The organism is Myroides albus (assembly GCF_009711045.1).
Classification (GTDB): Bacteria; Bacteroidota; Bacteroidia; order Flavobacteriales; family Flavobacteriaceae; genus Flavobacterium; species Flavobacterium album_A.
This window is the reverse complement of the sequence record NZ_WMJX01000003.1, coordinates 56,607-69,412: the sequence shown is the minus strand read 5'-3', so window position 1 is coordinate 69,412 and position 12,806 is coordinate 56,607. Positions and strand designations below refer to the sequence as shown.

8 protein-coding genes are annotated in these 12,806 nt (G+C 34.9%); 3 read left to right on the top strand and 5 right to left on the bottom strand.

Going from position 1 to position 12,806, the window contains the following annotated elements:
* Window positions 1-14 precede the first annotated feature (14 nt).
* The 3 genes from GJV76_RS02575 to GJV76_RS02565 all read right to left on the bottom strand — a co-directional run bounded on the left by GJV76_RS02575 (window position 15) and on the right by GJV76_RS02565 (window position 5,502).
* A complete protein-coding gene (locus GJV76_RS02575; RefSeq protein WP_155091081.1) occupies window positions 15-2,609 on the bottom strand; it encodes a zinc-dependent metalloprotease in 2,595 nt (864 codons plus the stop codon).
* Between the two features lie 104 nt (window positions 2,610-2,713).
* The gene (locus GJV76_RS02570) at window positions 2,714-4,225 is read right to left on the bottom strand and encodes a sensor histidine kinase (RefSeq protein WP_155091080.1); all 1,512 of its coding nucleotides are present in this window, start codon (window positions 4,223-4,225) and stop codon (window positions 2,714-2,716) included.
* A 53-nt stretch (window positions 4,226-4,278) separates the two neighbouring features.
* Complete coding sequence (locus GJV76_RS02565; protein ID WP_155091079.1) at window positions 4,279-5,502, bottom strand: exo-beta-N-acetylmuramidase NamZ family protein; 1,224 nt, start codon at window positions 5,500-5,502, stop codon at window positions 4,279-4,281.
* Between the two features lie 7 nt (window positions 5,503-5,509).
* Between GJV76_RS02565 and GJV76_RS02560 the strand changes: the two genes are divergently transcribed.
* Window positions 5,510-6,745, top strand: a complete 1,236-nt coding sequence (locus GJV76_RS02560; RefSeq protein WP_155091173.1) for an ABC transporter permease — start codon at window positions 5,510-5,512, stop codon at window positions 6,743-6,745.
* Between the two features lie 127 nt (window positions 6,746-6,872).
* On the top strand, window positions 6,873-7,373 hold the full coding sequence (locus GJV76_RS02555; RefSeq protein WP_155091078.1) for a hypothetical protein: 501 nt from the start codon (window positions 6,873-6,875) through the stop codon (window positions 7,371-7,373).
* Between the two features lie 613 nt (window positions 7,374-7,986).
* Here the strand turns inward: GJV76_RS02555 and GJV76_RS02550 are convergent.
* Both GJV76_RS02550 and GJV76_RS02545 read right to left on the bottom strand, forming a co-directional pair.
* Window positions 7,987-8,598, bottom strand: coding sequence for a DJ-1/PfpI family protein (locus GJV76_RS02550; protein WP_155091077.1), 612 nt, complete (start codon window positions 8,596-8,598; stop codon window positions 7,987-7,989).
* 101 nt (window positions 8,599-8,699) lie between these two features.
* Window positions 8,700-9,704, bottom strand: a complete 1,005-nt coding sequence (locus tag GJV76_RS02545; protein WP_155091076.1) for a GlxA family transcriptional regulator — start codon at window positions 9,702-9,704, stop codon at window positions 8,700-8,702.
* Between the two features lie 270 nt (window positions 9,705-9,974).
* Here GJV76_RS02545 and GJV76_RS02540 point away from each other — a divergent pair, with 270 nt between their 5' ends.
* A complete protein-coding gene (locus GJV76_RS02540; protein ID WP_155091075.1) occupies window positions 9,975-12,803 on the top strand; it encodes a TonB-dependent receptor in 2,829 nt (942 codons plus the stop codon).
* Window positions 12,804-12,806 lie beyond the last annotated feature (3 nt).

Below are 12,806 nucleotides of genomic sequence, written 5' to 3'. Positions count from 1 at the left end.
TTAAATAAGTGGGGTTAGTTAAGGTTTAAAGCCTCGTTTATTCTATTGATGATATCAATATAATGTGCGCGTGTAGCTTTGTCACCTGTATTCTTCTTTTTGTTTAATAGGTGTTTGATTCTTATTAATTCTCCTTTTTTGTAAGAAGTAACTTCGGATACTCTTTTCATTACGGTATAATTGATATTGCGCAATTTGTTTGCCCCTTCTGTGTAATTACACAAAGTTGGCATTTGTAATGAGTAGTCGCTAATTAATCCTTTTTTACTTGTTTTCTCAAAAAGTTTATTAACATCAATAATTAAGGCGTCAACATAATTCTTTTGTGTCATTCGCTCTAAAATCGATAGTGATTTTCCTTTTTTTGTCAATGCAAAAATCTCACTATTAAGCATATCAAACAAGTCAGAAATTGTGAAGTTTTTCTCTGTTCCCATTTCTGCTTGTAATACTTCATTCTCTAAAAGACGAAGTAAACGTTCATCCATTAATGTGTAGTACAAGGTTGTGTATTGTAACTCTCTCGCTAATGAATAAGGAGAGTATTCAAATGGACCTACAGGAGAGTCTTTTAGGCCGTATGTTCTATCTATCACTTCATTAAAGAACAACCAGTTTGGCAATTGTAAGGCATTTTTTGCCAAGTATTCTACTGCTCTTTTTTGTGTTTCATATGGGACAGGTTCATAAGCTTTTTTGTTGTTTCCGTAAACCGCATGGTTTAAATAAACCCCTCCAATATTGGATAGAACATGTTGATTATACATCTGCCATTGTCCAATAGCTCCCATGTATAATTTTCCAGCCTCGTAATATCCCTCTCCTTTGTCGTATGTCCAAGGAATAATATTATTTACTACAATTTTTAAATTCTTTAATCCGTATTCACTTGCTTTCATTGCATCATCTCCTAAGTCCTCTGATTGTGAACGTGGATCTACAATGTTTAGATAGCTCTGTTGTTCTCCGTAGAAATACATTGGATCATCTTGGTGATCTTCTATCATTTTGCGCAAAGCTTTTTTCTCTGTTTCTTGATCAGGATACCAACGGTAACCCCACTCAATTGCATATTTATCGTACAAGCCAATTTGCGGAGTTATAGCAGTTACTCCATCTTCAGGTTGAGCTACGTAGTTGTACCTCGCATAGTCCATAATTGATGGTGCTGTACCACCCATTTTATCTGTGAACTCTTTTGAACGCAATGAATCTACAGGGAATGCATAAGACGCACCCATATTGTGTTTCAAGCCAAAAGTGTGTCCTACTTCGTGAGAAGATACAAATCGGATAGCTTCTCCCATGTGCTCATCTGTAAACTTATTCGCTCGCGCTTTTGGGTCTATTGGACCAGTTTGTATTCTCATCCAACTGTGTACAGATGTCATTACATTATGCCACCATATAATATCTGCTTCTAAGATTTCTCCACTTCGTGGATCCATAACAGATGGTCCCATAGCATTAGATTTTGGTGATGCAGCATATGTAATTACGGAATAGCGTACATCGTCAATATCGAAATCTTTATCCTCTGCTGTTGGTTCTTTAGCAATAATGGCATTTTTGAATCCCGCTTGCTCAAATGCTACCTGCCAGTCATGTACCCCTGCGATAATCTTTTGTCTCCATTGTGGTGGAGTAGCAGGGTCAATATAGTATACGATAGGTTTTTTAGGTTCTACTAATTCTCCTCTTAAATATTTTTCTACATCTTCTTCTTTTGGTTCAAGATTCCATTTAGTGATGTACTCGCGTTCTTCCATTTTGTGTTGAGCATCACTGAAAAACCAACTCTTCTCAGTAAAGAATCCAACTCTTTTGTCGGCAATACGCGGTTTCATTGGCTCTTTCGCCAATAACACTATATTGGTAGTCACACCTAATGACACAGGCATATCACCACTACCTTCGTTTACACTTGTCGTCAGTAAAGACTTGACAACCATATTCTGAGGAAAGGCTTTTACACCTTCGATATACGATAAGTTTGTCTTAATGGATGTAGGTAACCCCAATCCAGTTAACACGTCATTAAAGCTGGTTTGATTTCCATCAAATACTTTATTAACTTTAATTACTGTAGCTGTGGAATCTGGGTTTTGTGCTTCAATTTCAAAAAATTCAAGAACTGATTCAATAAAGTTGTCTTTAACAGATTCTGTAATAGCATCTTCTTTGGGAGAAGTTACTCTTGGCGTTTCTGTCTTTACCCATATTTTATTAGCTAAAGTATCTTTGTGAAAAGTGATTAGTTTGTTTTCATAATTCATTCCTTTATTTGCACCAGCATCATTCACTTCTAAAGGAACTTGTGATAGTTTGTTGACAATCAAAAACTGACGGTTTAATAAACTATCAGGTATTTCAAAGTACATATCCGTTTTGACTTGGATTGCATTGAACATCCCTTTTTTGTATACGCCATCTTTTATTAAGTCAGCATATTTATTTTTTTTAGTATCTGTCGAATCTTTTTCCTTGGAAACTGCCTTCTCAGTTTTTGGGGTAGTTTTTTTCTTTGCAGCCAAGGCTGGGGGAGCCTGTAATAAGGCGCAAGCAAAAACTAATGCACTGATACTTAGTTTAACCGTGTTTTTATTCATTACAATGTTAAGTTATAGTTAAGTCAGCTAAAGCTAAAGCACTTCGCTATAACTAAAAAATTTATGGGAGTGAGTGGATTAAAAAGGGGAGTGAGTGGATAATTTTAACATTTTATCAAAGGCAATATACATACAAATGTATTCTCATGTGCTGATGCACTGAACATAGTTATATTGTAGTATTTATATATTGATTCTAAGTATTTTAGACCAAATAACTCTCCTTCTTGTGCTACTTTCTTTGGTTGCAGATTATTAATTACCTTTGCTTTATCGTCATCGATTATTAACTGAATTAACAAAGGTTTTTCTCCCGTTAGTATATTGTGTTTTAAAGCATTCTCAATGGTAATTTGCAAAGCTAAAAAAGGAATTTTATAACAACTGTTTTCCTTTCTATTGTCGTTTATTTCAAATTCTAAAACGTCTTTAAAGCGAATTTTCTGTAGTTCAATATACTTTGTAATAAAAAAGATCTCGTCTTCTAAATTCACAATATTGTCCTGAGGAGGAGTGATTAAGTAACGGTATATTTTACTTAAATTTAACGTGAAGTTCTGAGCCATTGACTTGTCTAAGTCAATTAACATAAAGAGGGAGTTCAGTGAATTGAATAAAAAGTGCGGGTTAATCTGATTCTTTAGTTGTTGTAATTGGATGAGTGCTTTCTCTTTGTTTACCTTTTCATTTTCAACAGCAAGCTCCTCTTTTTCTATATATACCTTGCGTGTTGCTAAGGTGAAAAAGTAGAAAAGCATGACAATTACCAACACCGTTGTGATTAAAATTAAAATAGTGTTTCGCTCAATTGGCGCTATGTTGTCATCGACATTGAATTTCGGAAAATTAACTGTGATATACCCTTTGAAATTCTCGGATTTAAAAGAGCTGACAAATCTAAATACATCAAGTTTTAAATACTCAGATTCCACGACATCGGGATTGGTCACTTTGGTAGGTGGGATAGTATCTTTTGGTGATATATTGTGTAATTCGAATACATTTTTCCCTATGATTGATATCTCAGGATGATAGATACACAATCCTTCTTTCGTAAATATATAGGCGTAGTTTGGTGTAGTAACATCTATTGTTGTAAGGTATTTGTGAAACATTTTCATATCTACCGTAATACCGTAGACTAAACGCTTGTTATCGTTCAGTTTATAGCTGTTGTACATCAACCAAAAGTATTGTTTGTTATCAGCAACGAAATCATTGTATGTTGATTTGTCTGGATTATTCAGAATGTGCTGAACAAATATATTTTTATCGGTTAAATTGGTAATATCGCCTACGTAATAATCACTTATTTGATTGTTCTGATCTAATACAATGTACCAATTGGTCTTGATAATATTGCCGTGACTGTAAACCTCATTTAGTACTTCAAATTTGATTTTAAGTTGATCTAATGGCGTTTGCGTAGCGATTTGATCTAATGATAGAAGGTGCTCATCAACTTTGTAAAACTCTTGTTCGAGCGAACGTAATTTTTGATAAAAGTTCTTTGAGGTAATATACTTATAGGTCTCTTGATTGTTCTTATTGATGGAAGAGCTAAGAAAATAAATAGCGATAATTGTCACGATTAGGATGACAATACCAATAAGCATAAAAGCTTGTCGTGATATGTATAATTTAGTCTTTGATGTCAAGAGATAGCCTATTAGTAGATTAGATATGGCGAACGCATTATTTTAAATTGATCAAGATCATCTTGCCAACTTGCTCTGATTTGCTGTTCGCTTTTTCCAGAGGTTATTTGTTGTTTCAATTTATTTGTTCCAGCTAACTTGATGAAAAAATTAGTGAAGAACTTTTCTTTATTTACAGAGTTTTGATATGCTTTTAGCAACCATTTGATTTCTAATTTATCTACGTTTTCTATCGCACTTAAATTTTCCCCATAACACATTTTTCCGTTGTTCATAGGGTCCTTAGCTCCTGCATTTGGTTTTGGAGTAAAAGAATAGGGCATGTTTTTGAGATAAGGGGAACCGTAGATTTGAAACTGTAAATTAGTACCTCTACCTGAACTCACATTCGTCCCTTCAAAGAAACACAAGCTCGCATAGAGGTTGATTGCCTTTTGATTGGGTAAATTTGGCGAAGGGGCAACTGGCAAGTCATATGACTTTGTTCGATCATAGTTTAGAACAGGGATAACTGTTAGGTCACATTGAATCCCTTTCTTCAACCACTTTTGACCATTAATCATTTGTCCATATTCACCAATGGTCATTCCGTGCATAGCCGGAATGGGATGCATACCCACAAAGCTTTTGTTTTCCATCTCTAAAGTTGGTCCATCAATGATACTTATGTTTGGGTTAGGTCTGTCAAGTATAATAACGGGAATATTGTTTTCCGCACATGCTTCCATAAGGTAGTGTAAGGAAGATATATAAGTGTAAAATCGTGCTCCAACGTCTTGTAAGTCAAATAACATGACATCAATATTGTTCAATTGTTCGACTGAGGGTTTTTTACTGTTTCCATAAAGTGAGATGATTGGCAAGCCTGTTTGAGCGTCTTTGCCATCTTTGATTAGTTCTCCTGCATCTGCTGTACCTCTAAAGCCGTGTTCCGGTGCATAAATCTTTGTAATGTTTACACCATTGCTTAACAAGTAGTCAACAACAGAGGTGTCATAGTCATTTGAAGTAAGATCTGACTTTACCACGCCTGTTTGATTTGTAAGAATACCTACTTTCTTATTCTTTATTTTATCGAGATATAGGGAGCTATTTTGTGCACCTACGATTATTGTTCTTTCCTCATTTGAAAGCTTTTTTTTCGTATTAAAAGCGTGTAATTGAAAATTTACTGTCAGTAGCAAGGCTAAGACTGAGAATAAAAATGTATTTTTGAACATTGAACTTGATATCATATTTGTCTTGAAATTAGAATATTTTATAACCAAACGATTAGTAACTACAAAGAATCATAAAAGTAGTATTTCTACGCCAATAATTAAAATTGCTATTACAGCTATAGCAATGGGAATTGTTATGATGTTGGTTTCTGTTGCTACTGGTTTAGGATTAAAGTACAAAATTAGAGATAAAATTTCAGCTTTTAGTGGGCATGTCGTAATTACAAGCTATGATAATAACGCAACTGATATTACTTTAAAACCACTGGATGCTGATTTGTCTAAATACGAGGCATTTAACTCGGTTAAAGACATAAAGAAAATACAGTCCTACGCATCTAAAGCTGGGATAATTAGAACAGAGTCTGCTTTTGAAGGTGTTGTGTATAAGGGTGTTGATTCTCTTTACGATCTAACAGAGGTCGAAAAGTACCTTACAGTAGGTCGATTGCCGAAAACCCAGGCAGCAATGAGTAATGAAGTTTTGCTATCCGAGTATATCGCTAATCGATTGCATTTGGAAGTAGGGGATAAGATTACAACCTATTTTATGAAAGAATGGGGAAATAAAGTACCCAATGTGCGTCAGTTCGAAGTTGTAGGTATATTCAATTCAGGCTTGCAGCAGTTCGATGAAAATATTGTCATAGGTGATATTAAGCATGTGCAACGTTTGAATAGATGGAAATCTAATCAAGTTGGTGGATTCGAAGTCATTGTTAAAGATTTTGATAAGATTGAAGAAATTGGCGCTCAAATTTATTTAGACTTACCTTCTTCTGTTGATAGCCGTACTATAGTCGAAAAGTATAATAATGTTTTTGGCTGGATTGATATGTTTGATTTTAATATTATGGTAATCATTATCATTATGATTGTGGTAGCTTCTATTAATATGATTGTAGCACTTTTGGTATTGATCCTGGAGCGCACACAAATGATTGGAATATTAAAGGCTTTAGGAGCTAATAATTGGACTGTACGCAAAATCTTTTTATACAATGCTTGTTATTTAATCTTGAAAGGTTTGTTCTATGGAAACCTTATTGGATTAGGATTATTATACTTACAAAAGTTTACAGGTTTAGTTAAACTTGATGCTTCCGCATACTATGTGAGAGAAGCGCCTGTATTGATTCGCTTATCAGATGTTTTGTTATTGAACATTGGTGTTGTTATTATTGCACTATTAGTTTTACTTATTCCTTCTTATTTAATTACTAAGATTTCTCCAGTCAAAGCAATTAGGTACGACTAAACTATACATTATTGTAGTTTTAATGCTTGTGCAAAAACGCAAGGGAGGGGCAAACTGTTTACAATTATTTTTTTATCGCTATTTGTTTTGTTAAATTCGGGAATTATTTATTTAACAAAATCATATTATGATGCGAAATTTACTTTTTTTATTGTTGTTTTCTGCAATGATACTTACTTCTTGTGAGAAGAAAGGAGAACCTTCTCCAGTGGGTGAACTTTATAGTGCTGAGCAAATTTTAAATTTGCCTAAAGACAAATCATTGGACGGAAAGTTAATTCAAGTGGAGGGATATATTTCCTTTTGTTCTAAAAGACCTTTGCGTATGAATAGTAAAAATAAAATTACTATTACAACAGAGCAATATTGTCAGGGAACCAAATTGATTGACGCTAATATTTTTATGAGTTCGGCAAGCGTTTCTTACAAGCCTGGAGGTGAAACTCCTCGAAACTATATTAGTGTTACTGATATTAATAAGGTAACAGCTGATAGTATGGTTTTTATTTTAGATGATTATTCAGAAGATAGCAATGAGAAGTTTATGATTTCTGGAAAACTTTTATTTGATGGTAGTGGTTATTCATTGGAGGAGTTAACTTTCATTAAAGCAGCTGCTAAGCAGTAATCAAGGTGAGTTTCATCTAATTAAAGAATATAAAAATAGGATTAGTGTTTTTTAGAATGCTAATCCATTTTTTTTTACCCCATAAAAGTTTTGTGTTTTCTATTGGTTAAATTACCGAGAGTGACGATGATGTTGATGAGCTCTTAATAGGATGTTGGATGATGTTATTGATGGGGTTTTCTTGCACTTCCTTGGAGTTTTCTTGGGGTTTTCTTGGAGTTTCCTTGCTAAAAGGGGTGTTTTGTCGAAGAAAGGTGCAAGAAAGGTGCGAGAAAAGTGTAATAAACTCCCAAGTAAAAGAGTACATAGCTATAGGTAAATTGTTTTTATATAAGGGTAAGCAAAAGATTCTGTATCCAGTAGAATGTATAGTATGAAATCGAGTTAACAGTGTGTTGTGTTTACAGCATCAGTGCTGTAGATTGGCTATCAACTGAAGGTAAACTTACATTAAGTAACAGCAAATAAGTATTGTTTTAGGTCAGTCATACTTCAGTGGTGTGAATGGTCATTTTGATTCGACCGTGATCATGATTGTATTGTTGCTTGTGACCTGCTTTGTATTATTAATGAGTTATAAAAGGCGACTTAAGAACTAAATCGCCTTTGTCTTTTATCCTTTGTATTCAAATAGTTGTTTAATAGTCTGACCTATATCTTCACCAAGTTGTTTACTGACTAAGTATAGAGCGCCGTCTATACCTGCTGTGATACCTGCTGTCGTCAGCACTCTTTCTTGGTCTATGTAGCGCATACCTGTGCGAACTATAGCCTTTGGCAGCGCTTGTGCTAATGCTTCTATCCCCATAAAGTGTGTGGTTATTTCTAAACCATTAAAAAGTGCTGTATTGCTCAGAAGTAAACTACCTGTGCATACTGTAAATAACAGAGCACCTTGCTGGTGTTGATTTACTATCCAAGAAGTATAAGTATTTTGGAAATATTCGTCTTGTAGATAGTTCATGACGATGTCAGGGTTAGCTCCTGGTAGAACGATGACATCCGGTGTAGGACAGTCTTCAAAACTGTACTGAGGTAAGATTTGAGTCGTATTGGCTTCTGTTTTGACTACTTCTTTCGTCGCAGAGACTAAGTAGTGATTATAGCTGTTGGGTTTAAGCACATTTGCTTTAACAAATACATCTAATGGGCCATTAAGATCTAATACTTCCACTTGATCAAAAATGATAAAGGCTACATTAAGGGGACGGTTTGTTGTTGTCATATTTTATTGTTGATAGAAGACAATAGAGGATCTGTCGAAGGCTGGCTTCGATATCGGTATTGTCTTGGGTTATTTGTGATTACTTAGTTGGTAACTAAATGCTAAAGGTTAATTCTTGTAGATTGGAACACACTTCTATAATGAGTAGGAGTGACTTTGACTAGTTTGACAAATGCCTTCCTAAATACATGATCAGAAGTATATCCTACTTGACTAGCTATTTCTACTATAGTGTAAGTTGTAGATTCTAATAGGCGCTTAGCATATTCTATTCTCACACAGTCATTAAAAGCACCTGGAGTCATTCCTGTTTCTTTCTTAAATACCCTTGAAAAATTGCGTTCACTCATATAGACATGATCTGCAAGTTCTGCAATAGTCACCGCTTGTTGGGTTAGATGATCTGTGATATACTGTTTTACTTTTCTAACTAATGAAGTGAGGTCTATATCAGCGGGTATTAATGTACTATAGAGCTCTTGTGTGTTTGTTCTTTTTAGATTCACTACTAGATATCTTGATACATCAGAGGCTAGTGTATATCCATTGTCCTCTTCTATTAAGGCTAGAGCTAAGTCTATACCAGAAGTAATTCCTCCAGAAGTATAGATATTGTCATCTTTGATATAAAAGTGATCATAGGTCAGTCGAATAGAAGGGTAAGTCTCCTGGAGTACTTTAGCATATTGCCAGTGTGTAGTTACTTTTTTATTGGTTAGTAATCCTGTCTTGGCTAGTAAAAAAGCTCCTATACAGATAGAACCTATACGCTTTACAGTAGGTTGTATACCCTTTATCCAATGTAACACAGCTGGATCATAGTCATGCGTTAGGTCTGCCTTAGACCCAGCGATGAGTAATGTATTTAATGGAATATGATGGTCATAAATGGTATAATCACACTTTACACTAATGCCTGCACTAGTAAGTACACTTTTGTCTACTGTTCCGGAGATTAAGTGGATTTGATATTGAGTAAGTGCAGATGTAGCTGTGCGGATCATGAGCTGATTAGCAGTATTGAATACATCACTCGGCCCTGCGAAGTCCAGTAGCTGTACTTGAGGTAATAATAGAAATCCGATATGATGTAGTGGGGTATTCATACTGCTATCTTGTTTTATGATAAGACAAAGGTAAGAAGGCTTTATGATGTATAAATGACATATAACGTACTTTTTCTGCCAAAACAGAAGATGTCTTAATAAATGAATCGTTGTTTTATTTAGATTGATTTGAGTTTAAATGTTAATTTTTATCAGTTAAGAGCTTGTTTGACTGTGTTTTGAGGTTTGTTATTTAAATTACTTCTAAATAATGTTGTTTAGAATGATTTTAGATTATACATTTGCCCCATAAAACATAATACAGTCGTGATGCTCAAACACTTTACTATTATCACACGACCAACCCAACTAACTATTATTATCTTATCGTTATTCATTCACTTTCTCAGTTATGGGCAGAATACTCGTTCTCCTATCTCGATCAAAGTGCAGAATGAGTATGGTGTAGCTATCCCTACAGCTGTGGTGATGATAAAAAGTGATAAGGAGTCTGTCTTAGAACTTACAGATGAGGCAGGTGAGGTGGCTTTTAAACTAGTGCCTGATAACTATCTTTTAGAAGTACAGCACATCAGTTATTCTTTTTACAGCCAGAAGCTAAATACCTTAACGCACAATAATTTTACAGTTGCCTTAAAGGCTGAAACGAATCAATTAGAAGAAGTCGTGATTACAGCTAAAGAAGGGACGGGACTTACGAGTACTTCTGTGATTAATAGAAGGGCTATGCAACATCTACAGCCTTCTAGTTTTGCTGACTTAATGGAATTAGTACCTGGCGGTAGAGCACAAGATCCGTATCTAGGGGGTGTCAATAAAATACAGCTGAGAGAAGTAGGTAGAGTGGGGTCTAATATAGGGGGTGTTGGAAATAAACAATATGACACTTCTTCTCTAGGGACTTTATTTGTAGTAGATGGAGCACAACTAAACTCGGGTGCAAACCTTCAGTATACTTATGGCTATATGGATAATGTTTCATCAGGTGTTAATAAGAATATCAATATTAGCTCAGGTGTTGATATGCGTACAATCTCAACAGATCAAATAGAGAAAGTAGAAATCATAAGAGGAATCCCTTCTGTAGAATACGGAAACCTTACTTCTGGTGTAGTAAAGATCACGAAAAAGAGTGGATATTCTAAATGGCAAGCACGTTTTAAAGCAGATGGATATAGTAAACTATTTGCTGTTAATAAAGGTTTTGAATCTAAGGACAGTAGCTTTAAGGTAAATGTAGGGTTAGATTATCTAAATGCTAAACCAGAACCTCGCAATGATTTAGAGAGTTATAAGCGTGTGACAGGTACTGTACGCGTGAGTAAGGATAAGAATTTAAACAATGGAGGATTGTTTTCTTGGGTATCCAACCTAAGTTATACAGGGTCTATAGATGACGCTAAGTCTGATCCAGATATTGACCTGACAGGTGCGAATAAATATAAAGTGGATAATAAGTTCTATAGTCTGAGTAATATAGTGACTTATGAGAGTAGAAATGAATCTTTCTTTAGAAGTATAGAATTACAGACTACGTTTAATCAACGTTTTGATAAGATTAACCAGACAAAGTTTGTACAGCTAGAGGCTGCTACAGCATTGCCACTTTCTACGGTGGATGGTGAGTACGATGGTTTTTTTCCTACGGCTAATTATATTGCAGAGAGTGTAGTAGATGGTAAGCCACTAGATATCTTCGCTAAGGTAGTAAGTGCATTTCGTTATAATATGTCTGCTATTTCTACAGATATACGCGCAGGTATTGATTGGCAGTATAGTAAGAATAACGGTAGAGGTCAGGTCTATGATATCTATAAGCCTTTAGATCCTAAATCTACTTATAGAAACAGAGCATATAAGGATATTCCTGCTTATGTAACGACGGCTTTGTTTGCAGAGCATATTTCCTCTGCTAAATTTGGACAACACGGTCTAACATTAGCATTAGGAGCGAGAGGATCTATTATGCAAAACTTGTCTAATGATTTCACTATGAGTGGAAAGATGTATATCGATCCACGTGTGAATGTACAATGGACACTACCCTCATTTATGGTAGCGAATAAGGAAGCAAAAGTAGACTTAACGTTAGGATGGGGACAGCAGAGACTATTTCCTGACCTAAATCTTCTTTATCCAGAGAAATACTATAGAGACGTTCAGCAGTTAAACTATTTTCACAGTAATCCTGATTATCGTACAGTTAATTATAAAACGACCGTTTTTGATCCACAGAACAAAGCACTGACACCTGCTTTAAACAATAAGATAGAGGCTAGGTTAGATTTGAATTTGGGGTTTCATCAGCTGACTTTTACAGTATTTAAAGAAAGAATGAGTAACGGGTTTAGAACGATGAACCAGTATGGAATCTTTGATTATAAGAGATATGATACTTCTAATATAGATCATGATCATATCATGAGTACACCGAATAAAGAGGATCTTCCTTACGAACAGTTTAATGAAAACTTCTTATACAATGTCTCTCGCAATGGAAGTAGAACTGATAAAGAAGGAATAGAGTTTCAGTATAGTTCTAATAGAATATCTGTAATTAATACACGTATTACAATTAGTGGGGCATGGTTTAGAACTGAATATGGCAATAGCTTACCAACTTATAGACGTGGTAACTCTAATGCTAATGTGAATGGTAAGCCTTATCCATACTTAGGACTATACGATGAAATGGAACCTAAGAGCAAATACGAACAGCTAAATAGTAATCTATTATTAGATACATATATCCCTAAACTAGATCTACAATTCTCTACTTCATTTCAGTTTAACTGGTACTACTTAGCAAAGAATGAACCGATGAATGGAATGCCTAGCTACTATGTAGGAGTAGATGGAGAATTACGACCTTATGATGCAGAAGAGGCAAAAGGAACATTGTTAGAACAATTAGTAATCCCACAACATAGCAATGCAGATAAATCTAGAAGAACACCTATGCTGATGGATGTGAACTTAAAGCTATCTAAGAGTTTTAGAAACAAGCAGATCACAGTGTCTATGTTTGCTAATAAGCTATTTACCTATTATGCTCCATATTTTGTGAATGGGACTAAGGTAAACAGAAAGGGGCTAAGAGACCCTTACTTCGGAATGGAAATAAATTTTAATCTATAAATA

Bases quoted from the DNA above. Each gene is read 5' to 3' on its own strand.
- GJV76_RS02550 (WP_155091077.1), bottom strand. From the start codon at position 8,598: ATGACAACAACAAACCGTCCCCTTAATGTAGCCTTTATCATTTTTGAT.
- GJV76_RS02545 (WP_155091076.1), bottom strand. From the start codon at position 9,704: ATGAATACCCCACTACATCATATCGGATTTCTATTATTACCTCAAGTA.
- GJV76_RS02575 (WP_155091081.1), bottom strand. From the start codon at position 2,609: ATGAATAAAAACACGGTTAAACTAAGTATCAGTGCATTAGTTTTTGCT.
- GJV76_RS02540 (WP_155091075.1), top strand. From the start codon at position 9,975: ATGCTCAAACACTTTACTATTATCACACGACCAACCCAACTAACTATT.
- GJV76_RS02570 (WP_155091080.1), bottom strand. From the start codon at position 4,225: ATGCTTATTGGTATTGTCATCCTAATCGTGACAATTATCGCTATTTAT.
- GJV76_RS02565 (WP_155091079.1), bottom strand. From the start codon at position 5,502: ATGATATCAAGTTCAATGTTCAAAAATACATTTTTATTCTCAGTCTTA.
- GJV76_RS02555 (WP_155091078.1), top strand. From the start codon at position 6,873: ATGATGCGAAATTTACTTTTTTTATTGTTGTTTTCTGCAATGATACTT.